We start from the raw sequence: 26,789 nt of genomic DNA, 5'->3' as shown, positions 1-26,789 counted from the left end.
GGGTTATTCAGCAAAATATGTGGACATGTCTGCCTGATGTGCCGACAGGAAAATATGCCCAGTGATGGCTGGTGTGTAACAGCGGCATTAGTCCTGATTTTGGTGGGAACTCGCGGTAATATGACGTTTCGCGCAGCGTTACTTCGGAAACGTACTTGGCACCATGGCGAAAGGAAATTGAAAGGGCAAACAAGCGATGTTAGACTCATGGCGTCAGCCAGCAGGATCTTTTTATATATCCTATCTGGCAGACAGTGTTTTCCCTGGTGTTGGCTGAAGTCATTGGCTACCTGACCGTAACGGTCAGGTTTTTTTTTACCTTTAACTTATGACATTATAAACCAAGCCTCGGCTTTGGTAAGCTGTACTTAAAGCTCATACATACCTGTACTAAAGCTTAGGTTTTCTAGCTAAAAGGGAAAGTCAAACCACAACGGAGCTAGTGTGCTTTCTGCCTTCAATGAAAATCCGACCATAACGGAAATGCTCTGGGATCATATCGATAGAAAACTGTCCTCATTCGGTAGGGTGGAATACGCTTACACGATCGCCAGCAAAAAAATCCTTCAGATGTGCTTATTATCTCTAGTAATCCTAGTAAATGGGTAGATCTTTACCGCGCCAACAACTTTCAGCTCATCGATCAGGTGGTATTGACCGCGTTCAAGCGTACATCGCCCTTTGCATGGGACGAAAATATTACCCTTATGTCCGGCAAAATTTTCTCCCTCGCCAAGCGGTACAATATCGTCAACGGCTGCACCTTTGGGTAGCATGACCATATGAACAACCTGGCGTTGTTGTCGATCATCATTACCAGCAACGGACAAGGGGAGCTGGCAGCGCGGCTCTCTTCTGAGCGTGGGAATGTGCAGATGGTGCTGGTCGATATTAAAGAACAGATGTATTGTCTTGCTGGCGCGGCATTACCCGGCGGGCAAAGGCATCATGCGAATACGGACAAACCCATTTTCACCCTGCGGGAGAACGAGATGTTGTATTGGGCCAGTATGGGAAAAACCTATGGAGAGATTGCTGCCATTGCGGGTATTTCCGTGAGTGCGGTGAAGTTTCATATGAGCAATATTGTCGCCAAGCTGGGCGTCAGCAACGTGCGCCAAGCGATCCGGCTGGGCGTGGAGCTGAAGCTGATCACATCGGCAGCGACAGCGGCCAGGTAATCATCAACGATGGCGGGCAGCCGAGTTTGGTGATGAGTTCCGATGCCATTCGAGCCTGATCTTCCGCTGATGTCGGTAAAAACAGCAGATAAATGCGTTCCCGTTCGCTGAAGAAGGCCACTTTTAAGCGTCCTTACCTGCCATCCTGAGCGTTTCAGGATCGTCAGTATCGGCTGGCTTACAATAGTGTGAATACCGTTGTATTTGTTGTCGCGAGCCCAACTGATCATGGCTAGAAACAGAGCCAGACCGACCGGGTAGTGTTCGCCGAGCCGTTGCCGCGACCGGCCTTTGTCGACAAAAAAACGGCTCGATTCTATGCTGGCGAGAGGAAGCGGAACTGCGTCAAAACAGGCACGAAACGTGTGAGTGATCATGTTGGGGCGATCAAGGCCAATAAAACGCACACTGCAGAGTAGTTGACCCTTGCACAGGCCAAGAACATAGCGGGTGTCGGGGTTATCAAATTCCCTGTCGACGTTACACACTACGTCCCATCCCAGCCGTAATGTGCTCAAATCACAGTTATAGAAGTCACGATCCATGGTTATGCTGAGCTGATAACTTTCTGGGGGTGAGACGAGAAATAAGGGCGGGGCCGTCGAGTGGGTGGCGACCCCGACCAGCGCCGGGTTTGGCGGCTGGCAGGGCCACTATAACCAGCGTGATTTGTGGTGCCAGTGGCGCTGCTGGGCTTTGCGCATCCCACCCACGGAAATCTCCACAGTGCTGAAAACCTTGCAGCTTACTGCGCGCCACGCCCCAGATAGCCATCCCAGTCTTTCCATACTGGCTGCAACCCGGCATCACTGATGGCTTGCGCCACTTGTTGCGGTGTGCGGCTATCGTGCGGTTCGAACTGTTCCAACTCTGGTGGCACATCGTCGGCATAGCCGCCAGGTTGGGTTTTGGAGCCAGCGCTGACGCTGTTAATCGCTATTGGGATCATATGATCGCGGAAAAATGCTGATTCGCGCGTTGACAGCGACAGCTCGACATCTGGGGCGAACAGGCGGAAAGCGCAAATCAACTGCACCAACTGCGGTTCACTCAAGATCGACGCCGGTTCGATACCGCCAGCGCAGGGGCGTAGCCGTGGGAATGAAATCGAATAGCGGCTCTGCCAATAGGTTTGCTGTAGATAAAACAAATGTTCCGCTAGCAGATAACAGTCGGTGCGCCAATTGTTAGAAAGACCGATCAGTGCACCCAGGCCAATTTTGTCGATCCCGGCGCGCCCCAGGCGATCCGGCGTCGCCAGCCGCCAGTGAAAGTCTTGCTTCTGGCCGTGCAGATGGTGCTGCAAGTAGGTGGTGGGATGATAGGTTTCTTGGTACACCAGCACACCGTCCAGCCCCAGCGTTTTCAGCTCGGCATATTCTTGCTGCGTCAGCGGCTGCACTTCCATCATCAGTGAACTGAAATGGGCGCGGATCGCCGGGATATACTGGCGGAAATAGTTCATGCCGACTTTGGCCTGATGCTCACCGGTGACCAACAGCAGGTGTTCAAAACCCAGCGCCTTGATGGCCAGGCATTCACGTTCTATTTCTGCCGCGTCCAGCGTTTTGCGCTTCATGCGATTGCTCATCGAAAAGCCACAGTAAGTACAGTCGTTAGCGCACAAATTGGACAGATATAGCGGCACGTAGAAGCTGACTACATGACCAAAGCGCTGTCGCGTCAACTGCTGCGCGCGCTGAGCCAACGGTTCCAGATAAGCGGCGGCGGCGGGAGAAAGCAGCGCCATAAAGTCTTCGCGCGTCAGTTTGTCTGCGCTCAGTGCCTGCTCCACGTCGCATGCAGCTTTGCTGTTGATGCGTAGCGAAAGGTCGTACCAATTCAATTGTTGCCAGTGGTTACGGAAGTCATCGGCCATTACGGTGTTTCCTCAGACTGGCTGAGAAATGCGGTCAGCGGGCTGGAAGCGACAGCGTGACGCTGGCTGCTACCTAGTCCGGCCTGACGCGCCAGTTCACCGGCGTCCAGCGCCAAACGAAACGCCAACGCCATTTGTACCGGATCGCGTGCTACAGCGATGGCAGTATTCACCAGCAGCGCATCGGCCCCCAGCTCCATCGCTGCCAGCGCGTGGCTCGGTGCACCAATACCGGCATCAATGACGATCGGTACTCTAGCCTGTTCGATAATGATCTCAAGGAAGTCACGGGTGCGCAGGCCACGGTTGGAGCCGATAGGCGCGCCAAGTGGCATTACTGCCGCACAGCCCACTTCTTCCAACCGCTTGCACAGCACTGGATCGGCACTGCAGTAAGGCAGCACCACAAAGCCGTCTTTCACCAGGGTTTCTGCCGCTTTCAGCGTCTCGATCGCGTCTGGCAGCAGGTATTTTACATCGGGATGGATCTCAAGTTTTACCCAGTGGGTGCCGAGCGCTTCACGCGCCAGCCGGGCGGCGAATACCGCTTCGGCGGCGGTTTTAGCACCGGAAGTATTGGGCAGCAGATGTACACCCAACTGCTGAAGCGGTGCCAATATGGCGTCATTACCGCCGCGCAGATCGACGCGTTTCATGGCTAGGGTCACCAACTGTGATCCTGAGGCGCGCAGAGCTTCCAGCATGAGCGCTGGGGTAGCGAACTTGCCTGTGCCGGTAAATAGGCGTGAGGTAAAGGTAGTATCGGCGATTTTCAGCATGTCAGCCTCCAGCAATCGCTTGAAACAGCAGGATGTCATCGCCGTCCTGTACCAGATGGTAAGGCCAGTCGGTGCGTGGGATGATGGTTTGATTGATCGCCAAAGCGCTACCCGGCTGGTGGCGTTCCAGTTGCTCAAGTAGGGCGGTAACACTGAGCGGCTGTGTCAGCTCCAGCGGCTGATCATTGAGTATGATCTTCATATCTTGCCTCTGCATATCGGGCAGTCACTGGCTTGGCTGAGTTGTAGAGTACTCCAGTTTTGCTGTTTACCGTCGAACAGGCGCAGCTTGCCGCTGAGCGCTGAAGGCACGCCTGCTAACGTTTTGATGGCTTCCAACGCCTGCAAGGTGCCGATCACCCCGACCACCGGGCCAAGTACGCCCACGGTGCGGCAGCTACGCTGTGGCTCGGTTTGTTCAGGGTACAAGCAGGCGTAGCAGCCATGTTCATAAGGGGGTTCTATCACCAGCAGTTGACCGCCGAACCCCACTGCGCTGCCACTGATCAGCGGTTTGCTGGCCGCTACGCAGGTGGCGTTGACTGCATGGCGGGTTGCCATGTTATCGCAGCAGTCCAGCACCAGGTCAGCGCGGGCAATAGCATCACGCAGCGATTGCCCCTCTAGCCGTTGTGCCAGCGGAATGGATTTTACCAGTGGGTTCAGCGCTTGTAACTGACGTTGCGCCAGTGCGGCTTTGCCTTTAGCGGTGTCAGCACTGTGGTACAGGATCTGGCGTTGCAGGTTAGTGACGTGCAGCTTGTCATCGTCGGCCAACAGCAGCGTACCAACGCCAGCGGCAGCTAGATACAATGATGCCGGGGAACCTAGCCCCCCTAGGCCGACGATCAGTACCGTCGCGCGTTTGAGCTTTTCCTGACCCTCTGGGCCGATGTCCTCCAGTAACAACTGGCGGCTGTAGCGTAGGAATTCTTGATCGTTAAGCATCAGACCACACCTCGCCCTCAATCAGCCGCAACAACTCAGCCGTAGCCGCGCGCCAATCCGGTGCCTTGGTAATGGCACTGACTACCGCCACGCTGCCAACGCCGCATGCCAACACTGCTGGCACGCGGTCGAGGTTGATCCCACCGATCGCTACCGTCGGGTATCCAGGCAGCCTGGTGATGTGGCGTTTTAGCGCGCTCAATCCCTGTGGCGCTGAGGGCATGTTTTTGGTCTGGGTCGCAAAGATGTGCCCTAATGCGATATACGAGGGTTTTAGCGCAATAGCGCGCGCCAGCTCGGTGTCATCATGGGTAGATACCCCCAGCCGCAACCCAGCACGATGAATGGCCAGCAGATCGGCGCTATCCAAATCTTCCTGGCCGAGGTGTACACCATAGGCACGGTGTTTGATCGCCAGTTGCCAGTAATCATTGATGAACAACCGCGCCCCATATTGCTTACCCAAAGCGATGGCAGTGGCGGTATCCTCTTCCACCTGTTCACTCGGCAGATCCTTAATGCGTAGTTGAAGCGTGGTGACGCCAGCATCCAGCAGACGGGCGATCCATTCAACGCTGTTGACCACTGGGTACAATCCCAATTTGTGCGGCGTGTCGGGGAACGGGGTAGTGATATCAGTCATTGCTCATTTCCTCTCGCAGGTTGCTGGTGCGGTGATACAGCTCGCTGCCGTGAGAGCGGAACTCGGCGGACATTTTCTCCATGCCGTTTAACTGTACTTCGATCGGTTGGGCAACCTCCTGAGCGGCGGCATAATCGCGCACCTCCTGCGAGATTTTCATCGAGCAGAACTTCGGGCCGCACATGGAACAGAAATGGGCTACCTTGGCGGATCCCTGTGGCAGGGTTTCATCGTGGTAGGTACGGGCAGTGTCAGGATCAAGCGCCAGGTTGAACTGATCTTCCCAACGGAATTCGAAGCGGGCTTTGGACATGGCGTTGTCGCGGATCTGCGCGCCCGGATGCCCCTTGGCCAGATCGGCGGCGTGGGCGGCGATCTTGTAGGTGATCAACCCTTGTTTTACGTCTTCTTTGTTCGGCAGGCCGAGGTGCTCTTTTGGCGTGACGTAGCACAGCATAGCGCAGCCGAACCAGCCGATCATCGCTGCACCGATGCCGGAGGTGAAGTGGTCATAGCCGGGAGCGATATCGGTGGTCAACGGGCCGAGGGTATAGAATGGCGCTTGGTGGCAGTGCTCTAGCTCTTCGGTCATATTGCGGCGGATCATCTGCATCGGGACATGTCCGGGGCCTTCAATCATCACCTGTACATCATATTCCCAGGCTATTTTGGTCAGTTCGCCCAGGGTGTACAGCTCAGCGAATTGCGCTTCATCGTTGGCGTCCTGAATCGAGCCTGGGCGCAGGCCATCGCCGAGCGATAGCGAAACGTCATAGGCGGCGCAGATCTCACAGATCTCACGGAAATGCTGATACAGGAAATTTTCCTGATGATGTGACAGACACCACTTCGCCATGATCGACCCGCCGCGCGAGACGATGCCGGTCAAACGTTTGGCGGTCATTGGCACATAGCGCAGCAGCACTCCGGCGTGAATGGTGAAGTAATCAACCCCTTGCTCCGCCTGCTCCAGCAGCGTATCGCGGAACATCTCCCAGGTTAGGTTTTCCGCTACGCCGTTGACTTTCTCCAATGCCTGATAGATCGGTACCGTACCAATCGGCACCGGACTGTTACGCAGAACCCATTCGCGAGTTTCGTGGATATAGCGGCCAGTAGACAGATCCATCACGGTATCTGCGCCCCAACGGGTAGACCATACCAGTTTCTCCACTTCTTCTTCGATCGATGAACTCACCGCCGAGTTGCCGATGTTGGCGTTGACCTTCACCAGAAAATTGCGGCCGATGATCATCGGTTCTGATTCCGGGTGGTTGATGTTGGCGGGAATGATGGCGCGGCCAGCGGCTACTTCCTGACGTACGAACTCTGGCGTAATGTTTTCCGGCAAATTTGCCCCCCAACTTTGGCCGGGATGTTGCTGGCACAGCACCTCGCTGTGGATGCGATTACGACCCATATTCTCGCGGATGGCGATAAACTCCATCTCCGGGGTGACGATGCCGGTGCGGGCATAGTGCAATTGGGTCACGCACTTGCCAGCCTGTGCTTTGCGTGGCAGCGGCAGGTGCTCGAAGCGCAGATGATCTAACCCCTCATCCGCCAGACGCTGTTGAGTGAAACCGGAGCTGACCCCGCTCAGGGTGGTGCTATCGCCGCGTTCTTCAATCCAGCCTGCGCGTAGTTTGGGCAGGCCAGCGTGCACGTCAAGCAGTGCTAGCGGGTCACCGTAGGGGCCAGCAGTGTCATACACCGGAATGGCTTCGTTCTGCTGGTACTGCGGGGTATCCGCGTTATTGCCGATCAATGTTGGGCTGAGCTGGATTTCGCGCATTGGCACCTGTACGTCGCTGCGCGAGCCTTGCAGATAGATACGGCGTGAATTGGGAAAAGCCATCCCTTGCAGGGTATCGATAAATTGCTGGGCGGCTTCGCGTTGCGCTTTACGGGGGCGGGGGTTATTAACGTTAGACATAGCAAGTTCCTTCCAGTGTGTTGGGTTGGGAAAGTTGCTTGCCTGGAGCTCGGAAGGAGTAATGATGCTGGCCGGCGCTGCAGGGGCATCCCAAATCGGGAGAAATCCTGCCTGTGGCTATAGATTACTCTTGTTCCCTTCGCGGGTACTAACCCGATCAGGTTCCGCGGATCCCGAATTAACGGTCTCAGCCCGGCCAATTTGTTGAATAAATCAGGCGCTAGGCACTCCGACAAGATGCCCCCAGTATAGGAGGGAGAATAAAAACTACAAGCTTATCCCCAGTATATTGCAAGGCATGAAATCTATCGGCATGCCCAAGCGTGGCACCGCGATGGGCAGAATAATGTACAATGGTGAGTAGATGATTAAGGGAGCCTCATAAATGAATGAGTTGAAGAACGATCGTTACCTGCGTGCGCTGTTGTGTCAGCCGGTGGATGTGACCCCCGTATGGATGATGCGCCAGGCTGGTCGTTATTTGCCGGAGTACAAGGCGACCCGCGCCCAGGCCGGTGATTTTATGTCACTGTGTAAGAACGCGGAGTTGGCCTGTGAGGTAACGCTGCAGCCGCTACGCCGCTATGCGCTGGATGCCGCAATCCTGTTCTCCGATATTCTCACCATTCCCGATGCCATGGGGCTTGGGCTGTATTTCGAAACTGGCGAAGGTCCGCGCTTTTCTTCCACGATTGCCAGCCGCGCCGATGTAGACAAATTGCCGCTATTCGATCCGGAAGTGGAATTAGGTTACGTGATGAATGCGGTGCGTACCATCCGCCGTGAACTGAAGGGCGAAGTGCCATTGATCGGCTTTTCCGGTAGCCCGTGGACGCTGGCGACTTACATGGTAGAAGGCGGTAGCAGCAAGGCGTTTACCAAGCTGAAGAAGATGATGTACGCCGAACCGGCCACGTTGCACCTACTGCTCGACAAGCTGGCGGACAGCGTGATCCTGTATCTCAACGCCCAGATCAAGGCTGGTGCGCAGTCGGTGATGGTGTTTGACACTTGGGGCGGCGTATTGACTGGCCGTGATTACCGTGAGTTCTCACTGCACTATATGCACAAGATCGTCGACGGCCTGCTGCGTGAAAACGATGGCCGCCGAGTGCCGGTCACATTGTTCACCAAGGGTGGCGGCCAGTGGCTGGAAGCAATGGCGTCCACCGGTTGCGATGCGTTGGGCTTGGACTGGGCCACCGATATTGCCGATGCGCGCCGCCGCGTGGGCGATAAAGTGGCGCTACAAGGCAATATGGATCCATCGATGCTCTATGCCACGCCGGAACGCATCGGCCAAGAAGTGGAAACCATTTTGGCTGGCTTCGGCCATGGTGAAGGCCATGTGTTCAACTTGGGCCACGGCATTCATCAGGACGTGCCGCCGGCCAACGCTGGCGCGTTCGTTGAGGCGGTGCATGCTCAGTCGGCGAAATACCATTGTTAAGGATTGGACATGATAGATACCCAAGCGCTACGTGCTGAGCAGCGATGGCGCGCCGCTAAAATCATTCGCGACGATAACTTTTTGGTTGATCCGCCAGCGTTTATCGCTGGTGCCGATGTGGGCTTTGAGCAGGAAGGAGCAGTAACACGCGCAGCTATTGCTATCCTGCGCTATCCGTCGCTGGAGCTGGTGGAATATCAGGTCGCCCGCATTGCCACTACCATGCCCTATATTCCTGGTTTCTTGTCGTTTCGCGAATCCCCCGCATTACTAGCCGCCTGGCAGCAGCTGCGGCAAAAGCCCGATCTGATCTTCGTCGATGGTCACGGCATCTCGCACCCGCGCCGTCTGGGGGTGGCCAGCCATTTCGGCCTGCTGGTCGATGTGCCAACCATAGGCGTGGCTAAAAAGCGGCTGTGCGGCGAGTTTGCCCCGCTGGATGCTGCCGCCGGATCGCTGGCCCCGCTGGAAGATAAAGGGGAACAGTTGGGGTGGGTATGGCGCAGTAAGGCGCGTTGCAATCCGCTATTTATCGCCACTGGCCACCGCATCAGCGCTGACAGCGCATTGACTTGGGTGCAACGCTGCATGGCGGGCTACCGCCTGCCGGAACCCACACGCTGGGCCGATGCCATCGCTTCTCGCCGCCCAGCCTTCCAGCACTGGCTACAGCAGCATCTAGAGGTGCTGCAATGAGCGATTTCGGGTACACTGCGGCGCAATTAACGCGTAAGAGAGTAAATAATGCTACGTAACCCGATTCATCTACGTCTGGAAAGGTTGGAAAGCTGGCAACATTTGACCTTTATGGCTAGTTTATGTGAGCGTATGTATCCAAATTACCAGATGTTCTGTCAGCAAACCGCGTTCGGCGATCCGGCAATTTACCGCCGCATTCTGGATTTGGTCTGGGAGATGTTGGTGGTCAAGGATGCCAAGGTCAACTTTGATAGTCAGTTGGAGAAGTTGGAACAGGCGATACCCTCGGTAGAAGATTACGATCTTTATGGTGTTTACCCAGCGATCGACGCTTGTATCGCATTAGGGGAATTGATCCATTCACGTCTCAGCGGGGAAACGCTGGAGCACGCCATTACCATCAGCGAAACGTCAATTCGTACCGTGGCGATGTTGGAAATGACGCAGGCCGGTAGAGAAATGACCGACGATGAGTTAAAAGTTTTGCCTGCGATAGCAGAAGAATGGGACATCCAATGGGAGATTTTTCGTCTGTTGGCCGATTGTGAAGAGCGTAATTTGGATCTGATCAAAGGGTTGCGATATGACCTCCGAGAAGCCGCAATAAGCAATATTGGGGTAAATTTGGCGTAATAAGGCAAAAAAACGTGATTTAACGTCTGATTTGTCATGTCTTAAAGCTTCACATCCTCACCCAGTCTGGTCTACATTTGGGGAGGGCATTGAAAAAAGTGGCTATCGGTGTGTGTATGCAGGAAAGTGCTGTCAATCAGCATATCCGTCGCACTCGGTGCTTTGCAAACGATAAATACACTGTAAGGATAACTTATGAATAAGACTCAACTGATTGATGTAATCGCGGACAAGGCTGACCTTTCCAAGGCACAAGCTAAGCTGGCTCTGGAATCCACTTTGGTTGCTATTACTGAATCTCTGAAAGAAGGTGATGCAGTACAATTGGTTGGTTTCGGCACTTTCAAAGTAAACCATCGTAGCGAGCGCACTGGCCGCAACCCACAAACTGGGAAAGAAATTAAAATCGCTGCTGCCAACGTGCCTGCGTTCGTTTCTGGCAAGGCACTAAAAGACGCAGTGAAGTAATTTGGTGAAAAGATTTAACAAGGGGGCAATGTTGCCCCTTTTGTTTATCCGTCAGGTGCTCGTGGCTGTTGGCATCGCTGTCTGCCTGAGTGCCTGCAACTCCCATCCCTATATCCCCCGCTTTACTGCCAGCGGCTTCGTGGCCGATCAGGGGGTCATTCGCCTGTGGCGTAAAGATGACGACCAGCATCGCGCACAGGTGCTGCTAAGCGTCTACAGCCCCTACCGCAGGGCTGGCACTGTCACCACGCTGTATGAATACCAAAACGGCGTACTGCGCCAAATCAAACGTAGCGACGCCGATGGTGGTCGGGATTCTACCCAGCTACGCTTTGCCGATGACGGCACAGTGAGCTTTATGCAGCGCCAACTGGCGACCCGACGCGAGCAATTGTCCAGCGACGAAATCGCACTGTATCAGTACCAGGCGCGGCGTCTCCTTGAGGTAAGTGATGCCCTGCGCGCAGGCAAAGTGAAACTGTTGCAAGGGCGTTGGCTGCGGGGTGAGGTACAAACCTGCGATGGGCGGTGGTTGAAACCGGGATTGAGTGCCAATTCCGAAGCCTGGATTGAACAGCGTGCGCGCAACAGCAGCCAACCGGTGAATATCGCCTGGTTAGACGCGCCGAAAGGGCGTGCACTGTTGCTGGTGGCAAACGGCGACTTCTGCCGCTGGGAACCGAAGGAGGATCAACTATAAAAGGCCCCGCAGTGCGGAGCCTGTAAGTGTGTCAGGTATTCAGATCACTTGCCGCGTGCGATCGCCCGATAGCCGATATCCTTGCGACAGAAGCTGCCTGGCCACTGAATGCCTGCCGTCAACTGATAAGCGCGTTGCTGCGCTTGTTCCACCGTTGCGCCTAGTGCAGTCACACAGAGTACTCGGCCACCGCTGGTCACTACCTCATCACCCTGCATGCATGTACCAGCATGGAACACTTTACCGTCAGCATATTCCTGCTGTGACAGCCCCTGAATGACCTCGCCGCTGTGGTAATTGCCCGGATAGCCCCCGGCCGCCATCACCACGCCAAGAGCAGGGCGTTCATCCCAGTCGGAGGTTTTCTCGCCCAGTTTGCCTTCTGCCCCCGCCAGACACAGCTCTACCAAGTCGGAACGCAGGCGTAGCATGATTGGCTGGGTTTCTGGATCGCCGAAGCGACAGTTGAACTCAATCACTTTCGGCTGACCATCGGCAGAGATCATTAGCCCGGCATACAGAAAGCCAACGTAAATATTGCCTTCCGCCGCCATGCCGCGCACCGTTGGCCAGATCACCTGATCCATGGCGCGCTGGTGGATTTCGTCAGTCACTACGGGTGCCGGAGAGTAAGCACCCATGCCACCGGTGTTCGGGCCGGTATCGCCATCGCCGACGCGCTTGTGATCCTGGCTGGTGGCCATCGGCACCACATGTTCACCATCAACCATCACAATAAAGCTGGCTTCTTCACCGGCAAGGAACTCCTCCACCACGATGCGGTGGCCGGCGTCACCGAAAGCGTTGCCGGCCAGCATATCTTGCACTGTGTCTTCCGCCTCCGCCAGCGTCATGGCAACGATCACGCCTTTGCCAGCTGCCAGGCCATCGGCCTTAATGACGATCGGCGCGCCTTTACTGCGCACGTAAGCCAGCGCCGGTTCAACTTCAGTGAAGTGCTGGTATTCAGCGCTGGGAATGTTGTGGCGTGCCAGGAAATCTTTAGTGAAAGCTTTGGAACCTTCCAATTGAGCGGCTGCCTGCGAAGGCCCGAAGATTTTCAGGCCAGCGGCCTGGAAGGCGTCAACCACACCAATCACTAGCGGCGCTTCTGGGCCAACAATGGTCAGGCCGATATCATGGCTCTGAGCGAAGGCGAGCAGTGCCGGGATATCGGTGGCAGAGATCGCCACGTTTTCCAGCTTGGCTTCCAGTGCGGTGCCAGCGTTGCCCGGCGCGACAAAGACTTTATCCGCCAGCGGCGACTGGGCAACTTTCCAGGCTAGCGCATGCTCACGCCCGCCGTTACCGATAATCAAAATATTCATCAAGTGCTCCACGAATAGCGTGCACCGTAGCACACGAAATAAAAGGGATTAATGGCGGAAGTGGCGCATGTCGGTGAAGATCATCGCCATGCCATGCTCATTGGCGGCGGCAATCACTTCGTCGTCTCGGATCGAACCGCCCGGCTGGATCACACAAGTGATGCCGATCGCAGCAGCAGCATCAATGCCATCGCGAAACGGGAAGAAGGCGTCAGACGCCATGGCAGAACCTTTCACTTCCAGACCCTCGTCTGCCGCCTTGATACCGGCGATCTTAGCTGAATACACGCGACTCATCTGGCCGGCACCTATACCAATAGTCATATTGCCGCGCGCATAGACGATAGCATTGGACTTCACGAACTTGGCCACCTTCCAGCAGAACAGCGCATCGCGCAACTCCTGTGCGCTTGGCTGGCGCTCAGACACTACGCGAAGATCGTCTTCATTCACCATGCCCAGATCGCGATCTTGCACCAGCAGACCGCCGTTAACGCGTTTGAAGTCAAGACCGGCAACGCGATGCTGCCACTGACCGCAGGCCAGCACACGCACGTTCTGTTTGGCCACCAGCACTGTGCGAGCTTCTTGGCTGATGTTGGGGGCGATAATCACCTCCACGAATTGGCGGCTGATGATGGCCTGCGCAGTTGCGGCGTTCAGTTCACGGTTAAAGGCGATGATACCGCCGAACGCTGAGGTAGGATCGGTCTGATAAGCACGCTCGTAGGCTGCTAAAATGTCGTCGCCAATTGCCACACCGCAAGGATTGGCATGTTTGACGATCACACAGGCTGGTTCGGCGAACTCTTTTACGCACTCCAGCGCGGCGTCAGTGTCGGCGATATTGTTGTACGACAGCGCCTTACCCTGCAACTGGTCAGCGGTAGCCACGGAAGCTTCTCGCACGTTATCTTCTATATAAAAAGCAGCCTGCTGGTGAGTGTTCTCACCGTAGCGCATATCCTGCTGTTTGATGTAGTTAAGGTTTAGGGTGCGGGGGAAGCGGCCTGAAGGCTGTTTGGCATCACCGTGGTAGGCTGGCACTAACGTGCCAAAGTAGTTGGCGATCATGCTGTCATAGGCAGCGGTATGTTCGAAGGCTTTGATCGCCAGATCGAAACGGGTAGCGTATTGCAGTGAACCGCCGTTGTTATCCATCTCGGTAATGATGGCAGCATAGTCGCTACTCTTTACCACGATGGCGACATCTTGATGGTTCTTGGCAGCGGAACGTATCATGGTTGGGCCGCCGATATCGATGTTTTCGACCGCATCTTCCAGTGAGCAGCCCAAGCGCGCTATGGTTTGGGCGAACGGATACAGATTTACTACCACCATATCGATCGGTTTAATGCCGTGTTGTCTCATGATGGTGTCGTCTTTGCCACGACGACCGAGAATGCTGCCGTGGATTTTAGGGTGCAGGGTCTTGACTCGTCCGTCCATCATCTCCGGGAAACCGGTATAGTCGGAAACTTCGGTAACAGGCAAATTGGCCTCTGCCAGCAGGCGGGCGGTGCCGCCAGTTGAGAGCAGTTCAACGCCCCGGCTTAACAGCGCTTTGGCGAATTCAACAATACCGGCTTTGTCAGACACGCTGAGCAGAGCCCGGCGGATTGGACGAGGTTGTTGCATGGTTTTATCCCTTGGCTTTTGGAGTCGCAATATAAAGAGCGTTACGTGAATTTCCACCTTAATGAGGGGCGGTCAGGCACAAATTAAGGTCACGCTCCCGTAAAGGGGGGAACGTTTTTATCGCGGGGGATTGTAGCGAAAACGTTTGCGTGACGCTCGTAAATTTTCCGTGCAAATGGCGCCTGTGGATAAGTTTGTGCGCAAATGGGTATAAGGTGGGATGTTGCTGTGGAATGCAGCAAACAATCGTTTTTGTTGAAAATACCTGTTGCGGGCTGCCGAGAACGCCCTATAATGCGCCCCCACTGGCCCGGTATTTCGGCAGATACGCTGCCGGATCAGCAAGGGAAAAGTCAAAATAATGGCTTGACTCTTCAGAGGGAACGCGTAGTATACGCCACCTCAAGTTTGCCGCCGTGCTGCGGCTGACTTACCGCTCTTTAACAATTTATCAGACAATCTGTGTGGGCACTCCACAAGACGATATCCCGTCCCTGTTGGGACGAAAAAATATCAAGTCTTGAAGAGTGACTACCTGAAGTAACATTCATGCAGTAAATCTTTGAGCAGCGCTTCACAAGTTGAAGCATATCAAGCTTTGAATTGAAGAGTTTGATCATGGCTCAGATTGAACGCTGGCGGCAGGCCTAACACATGCAAGTCGAGCGGTAGCACAAGAGAGCTTGCTCTCTGGGTGACGAGCGGCGGACGGGTGAGTAATGTCTGGGAAACTGCCTGATGGCGGGGGATAACTAGTGGAAACGGTAGCTAATACCGCATAACGTCGCAAGACCAAAGTGGGGGACCTTCGGGCCTCACGCCATCAGATGTGCCCAGGTGGGATTAGCTGGTAGGTGGGGTAACGGCTCACCTAGGCGACGATCCCTAGCTGGTCTGAGAGGATGACCAGCCACACTGGAACTGAGACACGGTCCAGACTCCTACGGGAGGCAGCAGTGGGGAATATTGCACAATGGGCGCAAGCCTGATGCAGCCATGCCGCGTGTGTGAAGAAGGCCTTCGGGTTGTAAAGCACTTTCAGCGAGGAGGAAGGGTAATGTGTTAATAAGACATTGCATTGACGTTACTCGCAGAAGAAGCACCGGCTAACTCCGTGCCAGCAGCCGCGGTAATACGGAGGGTGCAAGCGTTAATCGGAATTACTGGGCGTAAAGCGCACGCAGGCGGTTTGTTAAGTCAGATGTGAAATCCCCGCGCTCAACGTGGGAACGGCATTTGAGACTGGCAAGCTAGAGTCTTGTAGAGGGGGGTAGAATTCCAGGTGTAGCGGTGAAATGCGTAGAGATCTGGAGGAATACCGGTGGCGAAGGCGGCCCCCTGGACAAAGACTGACGCTCAGGTGCGAAAGCGTGGGGAGCAAACAGGATTAGATACCCTGGTAGTCCACGCTGTAAACGATGTCGATTTGGAGGTTGCGCCCTTGAGGGGTGGCTTCCGTAGCTAACGCGTTAAATCGACCGCCTGGGGAGTACGGCCGCAAGGTTAAAACTCAAATGAATTGACGGGGGCCCGCACAAGCGGTGGAGCATGTGGTTTAATTCGATGCAACGCGAAGAACCTTACCTACTCTTGACATCCAGAGAACTTTCCAGAGATGGAGGGGTGCCTTCGGGAGCTCTGAGACAGGTGCTGCATGGCTGTCGTCAGCTCGTGTTGTGAAATGTTGGGTTAAGTCCCGCAACGAGCGCAACCCTTATCCTTTGTTGCCAGCGATAAAGTCGGGAACTCAAAGGAGACTGCCGGTGATAAACCGGAGGAAGGTGGGGATGACGTCAAGTCATCATGGCCCTTACGAGTAGGGCTACACACGTGCTACAATGGCGTATACAAAGAGAAGCGACCTCGCGAGAGCAAGCGGACCTCACAAAGTACGTCGTAGTCCGGATTGGAGTCTGCAACTCGACTCCATGAAGTCGGAATCGCTAGTAATCGTAGATCAGAATGCTGCGGTGAATACGTTCCCGGGCCTTGTACACACCGCCCGTCACACCATGGGAGTGGGTTGCAAAAGAAGTAGGTAGCTTAACCTTCGGGAGGGCGCTTACCACTTTGTGATTCATGACTGGGGTGAAGTCGTAACAAGGTAACCGTAGGGGAACCTGCGGTTGGATCACCTCCTTACCGAAAGATATTGATTTGTGTGGCGTGCTCACACAGATTGTCTGATGAATGTCGATGAGCAAGAAAACCCTTTCGTTGAAAGGCGCTAGAGGCGACTGAGTGGTTAACACCGTGGTTGCTTGACTTTGCCAGCAGAGTTGCGCCTTTACACGGAAATAGCCAATCAGCGATTTGCCAGGCAATTTCTGTGTCCCCATCGTCTAGAGGCCTAGGACACTGCCCTTTCACGGCTGTAACAGGGGTTCGAATCCCCTTGGGGACGCCATTGTGATAATGAGTGAAAGACATTATCACCGACTATCTCAAAGCTGACTTGCGAGTCGGGTTTGAGATAGTGCTCTTTAACAATCTGGAACAAGCTGAAAATTGAAAAATGACGGCTGAAGCTTATCCCTGCGTAGAGGTATTGGGGTAAGGGTCAAGCTGTCATGGTGACACTCACCTGTTTGCAATGCGAAGTGAGACACCTTCGGGTTGTAAGGTTAAGTGACTAAGCGTACACGGTGGATGCCTAGGCAGTCAGAGGCGATGAAGGGCGTGCTAATCTGCGAAAAGCACCGGTAAGGTGATATGAACCGTTATAGCCGGCGATACCCGAATGGGGAAACCCAGTGTGATACGTCACACTATCGTTAAGTGAATACATAGCTTGACGAAGCGAACCGGGGGAACTGAAACATCTAAGTACCCCGAGGAAAAGAAATCAACCGAGATCCCCCCAGTAGCGGCGAGCGAACGGGGGCCAGCCCAGAACCTGAATCAGCGGGTGTGTTAGTGGAAGCGTCTGGAAAGTCGCGCAGTAAAGGGTGATAGCCCCGTACACAAAAATGCACTGGCTGTGAGTTCGATGAGTAGGGCGGGACACGTGACATCCTGTCTGAATATGGGGGGACCATCCTCCAAGGCTAAATACTCCTGACTGACCGATAGTGAACCAGTACCGTGAGGGAAAGGCGAAAAGAACCCCGGCGAGGGGAGTGAAAAAGAACCTGAAACCGTGTACGTACAAGCAGTGGGAGCACCGTTGAGGTGTGACTGCGTACCTTTTGTATAATGGGTCAGCGACTTATATTTTGTAGCAAGGTTAACCGCATAGGGGAGCCGTAGGGAAACCGAGTCTTAACTGGGCGAAGAGTTGCAAGGTATAGACCCGAAACCCGGTGATCTAGCCATGGGCAGGTTGAAGGTTGGGTAACACCACCTGGAGGACCGAACCGACTAATGTTGAAAAATTAGCGGATGACCTGTGGCTGGGGGTGAAAGGCCAATCAAACCGGGAGATAGCTGGTTCTCCCCGAAAGCTATTTAGGTAGCGCCTCGTGAATTCATCTTCGGGGGTAGAGCACTGTTTCGGCTAGGGGGCCATCCCGGCTTACCAACCCGATGCAAACTGCGAATACCGAAGCATGTTATCACGGGAGACACACGGCGGGTGCTAACGTCCGTCGTGAAGAGGGAAACAACCCAGACCGCCAGCTAAGGTCCCAAAGTCATGGTTAAGTGGGAAACGATGTGGGAAGGCCCAGACAGCCAGGATGTTGGCTTAGAAGCAGCCATCATTGAAAGAAAGCGTAATAGCTCACTGGTCGAGTCGGCCTGCGCGGAAGATGTAACGGGGCTAAACCATGCACCGAAGCTGCGGCAGCGGCGCTGATGCGTTGTTGGGTAGGGGAGCGTTCTGTAAGCCGTTGAAGGTGTCCTGTGAGGGGTGCTGGAGGTATCAGAAGTGCGAATGCTGACATAAGTAACGATAAAGCGGGTGAAAAACCCGCTCGCCGGAAGACCAAGGGTTCCTGTCCAACGTTAATCGGGGCAGGGTGAGTCGACCCCTAAGGCGAGGCTGAAAAGCGTAGTCGATGGGCAACAGGTTAATATTCCTGTACTGGGTGTGACTGCGAAGGGGGGACGGAGAAGGCTAGGCAGGCCGGGCGACGGTTGTCCCGGTTTAAGCGTGTAGGGGGGCGTTTTGGGTAAATCCGGAACGCCATACAGAAACCCTGAGGCGTGATGACGATGCACCAAGGTGCAGAAGCTGTTGATGCCCTGCTTCCAGGAAAAGCCTCTAAGCATCAGGTCACCTTTAATCGTACCCCAAACCGACACAGGTGGTCAGGTAGAGAATACCGAGGCGCTTGAGAGAACTCGGGTGAAGGAACTAGGCAAAATGGTGCCGTAACTTCGGGAGAAGGCACGCTGGCATGTAGGTGAACTCCGTATCGGAGGGAGCTGAAGCCAGTCGCAGAGACCAGCTGGCTGCAACTGTTTAATAAAAACACAGCACTGTGCCAACACGAAAGTGGACGTATACGGTGTGACGCCTGCCCGGTGCTGGAAGGTTAATTGATGGGGTTAGCCGCAAGGCGAAGCTCTTGATCGAAGCCCCAGTAAACGGCGGCCGTAACTATAACGGTCCTAAGGTAGCGAAATTCCTTGTCGGGTAAGTTCCGACCTGCACGAATGGCGTAATGATGGCCAGGCTGTCTCCACCCGAGACTCAGTGAAATTGAACTCGCTGTGAAGATGCAGTGTACCCGCGGCAAGACGGAAAGACCCCGTGAACCTTTACTATAGCTTGACACTGAACATGGAGCCTTGATGTGTAGGATAGGTGGGAGGCAGTGAATCGTGGACGCCAGTCTGCGAGGAGCCACCCTTGAAATACCACCCTTTAATGTTTGATGTTCTAACTTTGCCCCGTGACCCGGGGTGAGGACAGTGTCTGGTGGGTAGTTTGACTGGGGCGGTCTCCTCCCAAAGAGTAACGGAGGAGCACGAAGGTCAGCTAATCACGGTCGGACATCGTGAGTTTAGTGCAAAGGCATAAGCTGGCTTGACTGCGAGAGTGACGGCTCGAGCAGGTACGAAAGTAGGTCTTAGTGATCCGGTGGTTCTGAATGGAAGGGCCATCGCTCAACGGATAAAAGGTACTCCGGGGATAACAGGCTGATACCGCCCAAGAGTTCATATCGACGGCGGTGTTTGGCACCTCGATGTCGGCTCATCACATCCTGGGGCTGAAGTAGGTCCCAAGGGTATGGCTGTTCGCCATTTAAAGTGGTACGCGAGCTGGGTTTAGAACGTCGTGAGACAGTTCGGTCCCTATCTGCCGTGGGCGTAGGAAGATTGAGAGGGATTGCTCCTAGTACGAGAGGACCGGAGTGAACGCACCGCTGGTGTTCGGGTTGTCATGCCAATGGCATTGCCCGGTAGCTAAGTGCGGAACAGATAAGCGCTGAAAGCATCTAAGCGCGAAACTGGCCTCGAGATGAGTCTTCCCTGGGTCTGAGAGGTCCCTGAAGGCACGTTTAAGACGAAGACGTGGATAGGCTGGGTGTGTAAGAGCAGCGATGCTTTGAGCTAACCAGTACTAATGAGCCGTGAGGCTTAACCTTACAACACCGAAGGTGTGTTATAGGCAGGGGTGGAGTTATTTTCAGCGAGTTCCGAGATTGGTTCTGGTGGTTACGTGAGTAACGGCCGAGAATGAAACAGACTTTGCCTGGCGGCGATAGCGCGGTGGTCCCACCTGATTCCATGCCGAACTCAGCAGTGAAACGCCGTAGCGCCGATGGTAGTGTGGGGTCTCCCCATGTGAGAGTAGGACACTGCCAGGCATCAAATAAACGTTATCAGTATGACCGCTGATAATACGCAAAATAGGCCAAGTCAATTTTGCGGGCATCGTGAGATGCAACGTAGAAGAACCGGAGGAGCGGTAGTTCAGTTGGTTAGAATACCTGCCTGTCACGCAGGGGGTCGCGGGTTCGAGCCCCGTCCGTTCCGCCACCTAATTGAATTAGGTCTGCCAACTTTAGCAGGCGCAATATTAGACGTAATTTAGGGGCGTAGCTCAGTTGGTAGAGCACCGGTCTCCAAAACCGGGTGTCGCGAGTTCGAGTCTCTCCGCCCCTGCCATATTAAATAGCCCTTTGCGAAAGCGAAGGGCCTTTCGTTGTGTGCCGGGTATGGCGCGTTGCACGTTAGCACAACCGGGTTGGCTGTGGTGACCGAAGCGGTGACTTGGAGGTGAAAGTCCTCTACACACCCGATAAGGGGAAGTGTTAGCCGAACGGCAACTCATCCAGCACAGTTTCCGCTGCCTCTTTTGATACCGTAGGGTAAACCGCTTTTCAATCAGCCATAAACGCCTTGTGGTGCGTTGAGGCAACATATTTAATTGAGTTGCGGATCGGGTGGATGACGAACAACGGGATTTCTGTATTGGGTAAATGTTGTTTATCGCTTCCGGGAACCCCATCAGGCCATCAACACAGGCAATCAGAATATCGTTCACGCCACGATTTTGTAGTTCGGTCAGTACCGACAGCCAGAAGTTAGCGCCCTCATTTTCAGACAAATAGAGGCTCAGGCTCTCTTTTTTACCGTCTAGAGCCAGCGAGAAAACGGGGAAAACTGCCTTGCTTTGATAGCGCCCGTCTTCACGGATTTTATAGTGGATCGTATCCAGCCATGCAAGGAGATACACCGTTTCTAGTGGGCGTTGCTGCCGTTTTTCAGCTCAGGAATAGCTTTATCGGTGACGGCGCTGAGCGTGGCACTGGAGACACTAAATGCGTATAAATCTTCGATTTCCTGGCTGATGTCTTTATAGCTCATATCCAGCGCGAACATACCGATGTTCTTGCGCTCGATTTTATCGGACAGCGTGGTCTGATGTTTTTTCATGAGATGAGGTTAAAAGGAGCCATTATGGTCGCCTAGAGTGGCCAGCTCAAAAGCATCGGTTGGCGTTTTGACCGTTTTTCTTGGCGAACCTTGGCTTCAACGCCCTAAGCCGGATGAGAGTCGAGCTCAGTAGCCAGTGCACTTCGGTTAACTGCTTGATCAGCATGGTTAAGATGCCGCTTTACCTGCCAGAGCCTGACCATTCTGAAGTGCTTTCAGGGCTTTATCAACATCGAAGGGTTGGGACATATATCATTAATTTTATCGGTATTTTACTGGAATGATACAGAATTTCTAACACTCCCTCCTACTCGATTTCTGTTATTCCTCTAACAGTCCCAAGATCAAGGCACTGTTCTGCTTTACCGGCTTAATGAGCATATTTTTCTGGTTTATACCGCCACCGGTGTCTGAAGCGGTTATAGCGCCTCATTCTGCGGTATTTAAGGGTATTTTCAGCAGTTGCCGGATCAATGTCTGCTGGTCACTGTTCTGTAGCCAGACAGCGTACAATGGGCGGACGATAGGTGGGATCTCACTGACTGCGACCAACTGCGGATATTCTTTTTCCCATTGTCTGGGCAGGAAGGCGCAGCCGCCAGTGGTTTCTAGTAACTGGCGGGTTAGGTGCGCGGAAGTCGTTGTGAGTATTGGAACGTTATCGCCTGCCTGCATCCTGCTTTCCTCTTGGTGAAAGTTGGCACCCCATTCCAGTTTGATATACGGCATCAGTGCCTGTTTTTCGCAGCGGCTGGCCGAGAACAGGCGCAGCGAGAAATTGCCCAATAGTTGGCTGGTCAACTCACCCATCTTGGGTGGCTCTGTGGTAATAAGTAAATCAAGCTGTCTTTCATGTAGCTGTTTTACCAAAGAATGCCTTAACGACACCCTGGCTTCTAACTGGAGCGCCTTGCGCTGCTGATAAAGCGATTGTACCCAGGGGGTCAGATAGGCTTCCCATAATAAAGCGGTAGCACCAATCGACAGCTCAGTATGCTGCAACGTTCGCACTACTTCTTTTTTCGCCAATTGCCAGGTGTTTATCAGGCTTTCGGCATAGGGGAGTAGCCGCTCACCGGCGGGTGTCAGGCGAATATTGTTGCGGTGACGGGTGAATAAATTTGCGCCCAATTGGTTTTCTAACTGGCGGATGCGGAAACTGACTGCAGACTGCGTTAAGTACAAGGATTCTGCGGCTCTGCCAAAGTGGCGTGTTCTACTGACCTCTAAAAAGGTTTTCAGTAATTCGGTATCCACACCTATCTCCAAAAATTTTTGTCGTTAAGATTTAAATGTTTTGTTTTACAGAATGTCAAGCCTATCTAATACTCCGCGCCATAACAGCACGACCATGAGAAGACTAGGAGCGTGTCAGATGGCGGATAGTTTCACCACGACCAATCGTTTTTTTGATAATAAACATTATCCCCGCGGGTTCTCCCGTCACGGTGATTTCACCATTAAAGAAGCGCAATTGCTAGAGCGTTTCGGGTATGCATTCAACGAGCTGGACGCTGGCAAACGCCAGCCAGTCACTGCAGAAGAACAACAGTTCGTCGCAGTGTGTCACGGTGTACGTGAGCCGGTTACCGAGCAGGAAAAAGTCTGGGCTAAATATCTGGTGCGCACACGCCGCCCGAAAAAATTCCATACTCTGTCTGGCGGTAAACCGCAGGCTGATGTCGTGGAAGACTATACCGACAGCGATGATTGATGGGGCCTGATGGCTTCATTTCACTCCAGGCGGCGATGCAACTGCAACAGCAGACGATCCATGCTGCGGTAGCCCAGTGCTTCGCCCAAGTGGCGTTTATCAATATCTCTATCTCCCGCTAAATCAGCCAGTGTGCGCGCCACTTTCAAAATTCTTTGCCAGGCACGAACCGATAATCCCAGGGTGTGTAAGGTGTTTTCCAGAAACTCAGCGTCCGCTGTCTGCAACGAGCAATCCCGTTCCACTTCTTGATTGCTCAGTAGTGCATTGATTTTACCGGCTCGATGAAGCTGCCTAACGCGCGCCTGCATAACTCGTGTGCGCACCTGAGCGCTATTTTCTCCCTCTGTCCGGCGCTTGCTGAGAATACCCGGCGGCAATAGTGGCACTTCGATCGACAGGTCGAAACGATCGAGAAAAGGCCCGGAAAGTCGGCTCAAATAACGCAACACCTGCTGAGGGGAAGCGCGGTTATGCGCACCCTGATGGTGCCCGGTCGGGCTGGGGTTCATCGCGGCGATCAACTGCACCCGTGCGGGAAAACAGACTTTTGCGTTGGCGCGTGAAATCACGATCTCACCGGATTCCAAGGGTTCACGCAGCGCGTCGAGCACCTTGCGTTCGAATTCAGGTAGTTCATCCAGAAATAATACTCCGTTATGTGCCATGGAGATCTCACCTGGCTGCGGCAAAGATCCTCCCCCGACCAACGCGGCCATCGAGGCGCTGTGATGCGGCGCGCGAAAAGGCCGCTGTCGCCAAGGTAAAGACTCTATATCATGGCGCAGCAGGCTGGCTAACGCCACGCTTTCTAACGCCTCCTGCTCGGTTAAGGGTGGCAGCAGGCCGGTCAGGCGGCTGGCCAACATGGTTTTTCCGGTACCCGGTGGGCCGATCAGCAGCAGGTTGTGCCCACCGGCTGCGGCGATCTCCAGCGCTCGCTTAGCCTGTCCCTGGCCGATAATATCTTGCAAATTGGCTGATTCTTGCTGTGTATTAGCAGTGGGTGGCGCGATGGCGGTTGGTAGTTCTCCCCGGCCGAGCAGGAAGGCACATACCTCCAAAAGGTGCTGCGCTACCCGTGTTTCGCCCTGCGCTATCAGGCCGACTTCGTGACCATTGTCTGCTGATAGGATCAGCCTACGCCCGGCTTCTGCTGCTGCCAGCGCTGCCGGGATCGCGCCTCTGACCGGTCGCAGTGCACCGGATAGTGCCAGTTCGCCGAGAAATTCATAGCGTGCTAACGTCTCGATGGGCAGTTGTTCGGAAGCTGCGAGGATCGCTAGCGCAATCGGCAGGTCATAACGGCCGCCTTCTTTGGGCAGATCGGCCGGTGCCAGATTAACAGTGATTCGTCGGGCGGGAAAAGTGAAGCCGTTATTAATCAATGCGCTGCGAACCCGGTCACGTGCTTCTTTTACCGTGGTTTCCGGCAGGCCGACTAACGTTAGGCCGGGCAGGCCATTGCTGATGTGCACTTCCACCATAACCGAAGGGGCCTGCACGCCGATCGTGGCACGGGTATAGATAACCGCTAGTGACATATTGCTCTCCTTACTGAGGACAACATGATGCGTGATCTATCCCGCTGTTACGTGTTGTCATGATGGTTTTTTCTGGATAATTCGCAGAAAAATTACATGATCCCATGTAGATAGCATTTTTTTGCGAACGGTTTCACAGTGGATGGTAATACCCACTAATAGAGTTCAGGTGCAGTATTGCGTCGGATAATAACGCAAAAAAGTGTTGTCATGCCGCATACGACTATGGTAACTCTATAAGTATTAGTTCGAAACGAGCACAGTAAACAAGCCTATTATGAAAGTTTTTGCCCAAGTGATTAGCCTAGTCGTGATTAGCGTGGTGGTGATTATCCCACCATGCGGGGCTACACTTGGACGAAGAAAGGCTTAGAAAACAAGCCGGAATCGCAAGAAAACCCCCGCACCGCAAGGTTCGGGGGTTTTTTATTGGCAAGAGAAAAGTGAAGCGAGAGGCAGAAAATGAAAAACAGAGCAAAATATTACAGTTGTTGCAATAAGGCGGGGAAATAACAATGAATGGAGCTCAATGGGTCGTTCAGGCGCTGTGTGCGCAGGGTGTGGAAATCGTATTCGGCTATCCGGGCGGCGCAATTATGCCGGTGTATGATGCGTTGTATGACGGTGGCGTGGAACACCTGCTGTGCCGCCATGAGCAGGGCGCGGCGATGGCCGCCATTGGCTATGCCCGTTCCACCGGCAAAGTCGGCGTGTGTATCGCCACTTCTGGCCCCGGTGCCACCAACCTGATCACCGGCCTGGCCGACGCACTGCTTGACTCTGTTCCAGTTGTCGCTATTACCGGCCAGGTGGGCTCTGCGCTGATCGGCACTGATGCCTTTCAGGAGATCGATGTTCTCGGCCTGTCCCTGGCCTGTACCAAACACAGTTTTCTGGTGGGATCCCTGGATGCGCTGCCGGGCATCATGGCGGAAGCTTTCTCCATCGCTGTCAGTGGCCGCCCCGGCCCGGTACTGATCGATATCCCGAAAGACATCCAACTGGCACAGGGCGAACTACGCCCGCATTTGATGCCGGTAGACGGGGCATTCGATTACCCGGCTGCGGCGCTAGCGCAGGCTGCTGATCTGTTGGCTCAGGCGCACAAGCCGATATTGTACGTTGGCGGTGGAGTTGGCATGGCGCAGGCGGTGCCAGCGCTGCGTGAGTTTATCGCGGTCACCGGTATGCCGCATGTCGTCACGCTGAAAGGGCTGGGTGCACCGCATGCAGAGCACCCGTGCTACCTCGGCATGCTGGGCATGCACGGTACCAAGGCTGCCAATCTGGCAGTGCAGGAGTGCGACCTGCTGATCGCCGTTGGCGCACGTTTTGATGATCGCGTCACCGGCAAGCTGAACGCCTTTGCCCCACAGGCTAAAGTGATTCACATGGATATCGATCCGGCGGAGATGAGCAAACTGCGTCAGGCGCATGTAGCGTTACAGGGCGATTTGAAAGCCCTGCTACCAGCGCTACAGCAGCCGCTGAACATCACCGCTTGGCAGCAATGGGTCAGGGAGCGAAAAGAAACCCACGCCTGGCGATATGATCACCCAGGCCAGTTGATCTATGCACCGCTGCTGTTGAAGCAGCTTTCGGCGCGCAAACCGGCCAACAGTGTGGTGACCACTGACGTCGGCCAGCACCAGATGTGGGCCGCGCAGCATATGACATTTGAACGCCCGGAGAACTTCATCACCTCCAGTGGGTTGGGTACTATGGGGTTCGGCTTGCCAGCCTCAGTGGGCGCTCAGATGGCTCGCCCGGAAGATACGGTGATCTGCGTATCGGGCGATGGCTCTTTCATGATGAACGTGCAGGAGTTGGGCACCATCAAGCGCAAGCAACTGCCACTGAAAATCGTGCTGCTGGATAACCAGCGTTTGGGAATGGTTCGCCAGTGGCAGCAGTTATTCTGCGATGGCCGCTACAGCGAGACCAACCTCTCCGACAACCCTGATTTTCTGATGCTGGCGGCCGCCTTTGGTATTCCCGGCCAGCACATTAGCCGCAAAGATCAGGTTGCAGACGCGCTAGACGCTATGTTCAATAACGCCGGGCCTTATCTGTTACAGGTAGCGATCGATGAACTCGATAACGTCTGGCCGCTGGTGCCACCGGGTGCTGGCAATGAGACCATGTTGGAGGGAATATCATGATGCAGCATCAACTCTCGATCCGGGCGCAATCTCGCCCTGAAATGTTAGAGCGTGTATTGCGTGTCGTGCGTCATCGTGGTTTTCAGGTTTCTAGCATGCATATGGTTTCGGCGCTAAATACCGACAATATTACTATCGAATTAACTGTTACCAGCCAGCGCCCGGTTAGTCTGCTGTCATCCCAGTTAAGTAAATTGATGGGTGTCTCTTGTGTTGAGATCCAGCAATAATCCTCACAACAACGCAAAGGAAGAAGGAT

General features: G+C 54.3%; 19 protein-coding genes, 3 tRNA genes, 3 rRNA genes, 3 pseudogenes and 1 riboswitch. Of the genes and pseudogenes, 16 read left to right on the top strand and 12 right to left on the bottom strand.

The features are described from left to right. Nucleotides 1-444: 444 nt before the first annotated feature. A pseudogene (locus SYMBAF_RS15430) lies at nucleotides 445-1,181 on the top strand (helix-turn-helix transcriptional regulator). Here SYMBAF_RS15430 and SYMBAF_RS15425 read toward each other — a convergent pair. The 7 genes and pseudogenes from SYMBAF_RS15425 to thiC all read right to left on the bottom strand — a co-directional run bounded on the left by SYMBAF_RS15425 (nucleotide 1,153) and on the right by thiC (nucleotide 7,366). Next, nucleotides 1,153-1,726: pseudogene (locus SYMBAF_RS15425) on the bottom strand (acyl-homoserine-lactone synthase). The pseudogenes SYMBAF_RS15430 and SYMBAF_RS15425 sit on opposite strands and share 29 nt — an antisense overlap. Before the next feature lie 200 nt (nucleotides 1,727-1,926). Further along, the gene (gene thiH / locus SYMBAF_RS15420; RefSeq protein ID WP_040263823.1) at nucleotides 1,927-3,060 is read right to left on the bottom strand and encodes a 2-iminoacetate synthase ThiH; all 1,134 of its coding nucleotides are present in this window, start codon (nucleotides 3,058-3,060) and stop codon (nucleotides 1,927-1,929) included. Continuing rightward, nucleotides 3,060-3,839: a thiazole synthase gene (locus SYMBAF_RS15415; protein ID WP_040263821.1), complete on the bottom strand. Its 780-nt coding sequence runs from the start codon at nucleotides 3,837-3,839 to the stop codon at nucleotides 3,060-3,062. The genes thiH and SYMBAF_RS15415 overlap by 1 nt, the downstream gene beginning before the upstream one ends. Nucleotide 3,840: 1 nt before the next feature. Continuing rightward, nucleotides 3,841-4,041: a sulfur carrier protein ThiS gene (gene thiS, locus SYMBAF_RS15410; protein ID WP_006708923.1), complete on the bottom strand. Its 201-nt coding sequence runs from the start codon at nucleotides 4,039-4,041 to the stop codon at nucleotides 3,841-3,843. After that, nucleotides 4,038-4,787: a HesA/MoeB/ThiF family protein gene (locus SYMBAF_RS15405; RefSeq protein WP_040263819.1), complete on the bottom strand. Its 750-nt coding sequence runs from the start codon at nucleotides 4,785-4,787 to the stop codon at nucleotides 4,038-4,040. The genes thiS and SYMBAF_RS15405 overlap by 4 nt, the downstream gene beginning before the upstream one ends. Beyond that, on the bottom strand, nucleotides 4,780-5,430 hold the full coding sequence (gene thiE / locus SYMBAF_RS15400; RefSeq protein ID WP_040263818.1) for a thiamine phosphate synthase: 651 nt from the start codon (nucleotides 5,428-5,430) through the stop codon (nucleotides 4,780-4,782). The genes SYMBAF_RS15405 and thiE overlap by 8 nt, the downstream gene beginning before the upstream one ends. Further along, nucleotides 5,423-7,366 (bottom strand): phosphomethylpyrimidine synthase ThiC, encoded by a 1,944-nt coding sequence (thiC, locus tag SYMBAF_RS15395; RefSeq protein WP_040263816.1) that lies wholly within the window; start codon nucleotides 7,364-7,366, stop codon nucleotides 5,423-5,425. Before thiC ends, thiE begins: the two co-directional genes overlap by 8 nt. Before the next feature lie 117 nt (nucleotides 7,367-7,483). Beyond that, nucleotides 7,484-7,608, bottom strand: a riboswitch (TPP riboswitch). A 143-nt stretch (nucleotides 7,609-7,751) separates the two neighbouring features. Between thiC and hemE the strand changes: the two genes are divergently transcribed. The 5 genes from hemE (at nucleotide 7,752) to SYMBAF_RS15370 (ending at nucleotide 11,316) form a co-directional block, all read left to right on the top strand. After that, entirely contained in the window at nucleotides 7,752-8,816 is a 1,065-nt protein-coding gene (gene hemE, locus SYMBAF_RS15390) for a uroporphyrinogen decarboxylase (RefSeq protein WP_040263814.1), read from the top strand. A gap of 9 nt (nucleotides 8,817-8,825) precedes the next feature. Continuing rightward, nucleotides 8,826-9,512 (top strand): deoxyribonuclease V, encoded by a 687-nt coding sequence (gene nfi / locus SYMBAF_RS15385; protein WP_040263812.1) that lies wholly within the window; start codon nucleotides 8,826-8,828, stop codon nucleotides 9,510-9,512. A gap of 48 nt (nucleotides 9,513-9,560) precedes the next feature. Next, nucleotides 9,561-10,148 (top strand): YjaG family protein, encoded by a 588-nt coding sequence (locus SYMBAF_RS15380; protein WP_040263810.1) that lies wholly within the window; start codon nucleotides 9,561-9,563, stop codon nucleotides 10,146-10,148. Nucleotides 10,149-10,343: 195 nt separating this feature from the next. Beyond that, on the top strand, nucleotides 10,344-10,616 hold the full coding sequence (hupA, locus tag SYMBAF_RS15375; RefSeq protein ID WP_006708930.1) for a nucleoid-associated protein HU-alpha: 273 nt from the start codon (nucleotides 10,344-10,346) through the stop codon (nucleotides 10,614-10,616). Between the two features lie 28 nt (nucleotides 10,617-10,644). Next, nucleotides 10,645-11,316: a DUF1481 domain-containing protein gene (locus tag SYMBAF_RS15370; RefSeq protein ID WP_040263807.1), complete on the top strand. Its 672-nt coding sequence runs from the start codon at nucleotides 10,645-10,647 to the stop codon at nucleotides 11,314-11,316. A 44-nt stretch (nucleotides 11,317-11,360) separates the two neighbouring features. On the opposite strand, the gene purD is transcribed toward SYMBAF_RS15370, so the two are convergent. Next, entirely contained in the window at nucleotides 11,361-12,644 is a 1,284-nt protein-coding gene (gene purD, locus SYMBAF_RS15365) for a phosphoribosylamine--glycine ligase (protein WP_040263805.1), read from the bottom strand. 48 nt (nucleotides 12,645-12,692) lie between these two features. Beyond that, nucleotides 12,693-14,282, bottom strand: a complete 1,590-nt coding sequence (purH, locus tag SYMBAF_RS15360) for a bifunctional phosphoribosylaminoimidazolecarboxamide formyltransferase/IMP cyclohydrolase (protein WP_040263803.1) — start codon at nucleotides 14,280-14,282, stop codon at nucleotides 12,693-12,695. A 600-nt stretch (nucleotides 14,283-14,882) separates the two neighbouring features. Between purH and SYMBAF_RS15355 the strand changes: the two genes are divergently transcribed. The 6 genes from SYMBAF_RS15355 (at nucleotide 14,883) to SYMBAF_RS15330 (ending at nucleotide 20,339) form a co-directional block, all read left to right on the top strand. After that, nucleotides 14,883-16,424: ribosomal RNA gene (locus SYMBAF_RS15355) — 16S ribosomal RNA — on the top strand. 189 nt (nucleotides 16,425-16,613) lie between these two features. Continuing rightward, nucleotides 16,614-16,689 (top strand) — tRNA-Glu (locus SYMBAF_RS15350). 215 nt (nucleotides 16,690-16,904) lie between these two features. Further along, nucleotides 16,905-19,816 (top strand): 23S ribosomal RNA (locus SYMBAF_RS15345). Nucleotides 19,817-19,922: 106 nt separating this feature from the next. Then, nucleotides 19,923-20,038: ribosomal RNA gene (gene rrf / locus SYMBAF_RS15340) — 5S ribosomal RNA — on the top strand. The 16S, 23S and 5S rRNA genes sit together here with 3 tRNA genes alongside, the layout of an rRNA operon. A gap of 95 nt (nucleotides 20,039-20,133) precedes the next feature. Next, nucleotides 20,134-20,210, top strand: a tRNA-Asp gene (locus tag SYMBAF_RS15335). A gap of 53 nt (nucleotides 20,211-20,263) precedes the next feature. Beyond that, nucleotides 20,264-20,339: transfer RNA gene (locus SYMBAF_RS15330), tRNA-Trp, on the top strand. A gap of 218 nt (nucleotides 20,340-20,557) precedes the next feature. Here SYMBAF_RS15330 and SYMBAF_RS15325 read toward each other — a convergent pair. Beyond that, nucleotides 20,558-21,359: pseudogene (locus tag SYMBAF_RS15325) on the bottom strand (IS256 family transposase); the annotation flags it as partial. A gap of 180 nt (nucleotides 21,360-21,539) precedes the next feature. Beyond that, nucleotides 21,540-22,367: an HTH-type transcriptional regulator HdfR gene (gene hdfR / locus SYMBAF_RS15320; protein ID WP_040263801.1), complete on the bottom strand. Its 828-nt coding sequence runs from the start codon at nucleotides 22,365-22,367 to the stop codon at nucleotides 21,540-21,542. A 118-nt stretch (nucleotides 22,368-22,485) separates the two neighbouring features. Between hdfR and SYMBAF_RS15315 the strand changes: the two genes are divergently transcribed. Further along, complete coding sequence (locus SYMBAF_RS15315) at nucleotides 22,486-22,824, top strand: MaoP family protein (RefSeq protein WP_006709302.1); 339 nt, start codon at nucleotides 22,486-22,488, stop codon at nucleotides 22,822-22,824. A gap of 20 nt (nucleotides 22,825-22,844) precedes the next feature. On the opposite strand, the gene SYMBAF_RS15310 is transcribed toward SYMBAF_RS15315, so the two are convergent. Next, nucleotides 22,845-24,368, bottom strand: coding sequence for a YifB family Mg chelatase-like AAA ATPase (locus tag SYMBAF_RS15310; RefSeq protein WP_040263799.1), 1,524 nt, complete (start codon nucleotides 24,366-24,368; stop codon nucleotides 22,845-22,847). 277 nt (nucleotides 24,369-24,645) lie between these two features. Between SYMBAF_RS15310 and ilvL the strand changes: the two genes are divergently transcribed. From ilvL to ilvM, 3 genes are all read left to right on the top strand, one after another. After that, nucleotides 24,646-24,741, top strand: a complete 96-nt coding sequence (gene ilvL, locus SYMBAF_RS15305) for an ilv operon leader peptide (RefSeq protein WP_071985801.1) — start codon at nucleotides 24,646-24,648, stop codon at nucleotides 24,739-24,741. 142 nt (nucleotides 24,742-24,883) lie between these two features. Continuing rightward, entirely contained in the window at nucleotides 24,884-26,530 is a 1,647-nt protein-coding gene (gene ilvG, locus SYMBAF_RS15300; protein WP_040263797.1) for an acetolactate synthase 2 catalytic subunit, read from the top strand. Further along, nucleotides 26,527-26,760, top strand: a complete 234-nt coding sequence (ilvM, locus tag SYMBAF_RS15295; protein ID WP_040263794.1) for an acetolactate synthase 2 small subunit — start codon at nucleotides 26,527-26,529, stop codon at nucleotides 26,758-26,760. The genes ilvG and ilvM overlap by 4 nt, the downstream gene beginning before the upstream one ends. The last annotated feature ends 29 nt before the right edge of the window (nucleotides 26,761-26,789 follow it).

Source organism: Serratia symbiotica, from assembly GCF_000821185.2.
Classification (GTDB): Bacteria; Pseudomonadota; Gammaproteobacteria; order Enterobacterales; family Enterobacteriaceae; genus Serratia; species Serratia symbiotica.
The sequence above is the reverse complement of the archived record's forward strand: the minus strand, read 5'-3'. Positions and strand labels throughout refer to the sequence as shown.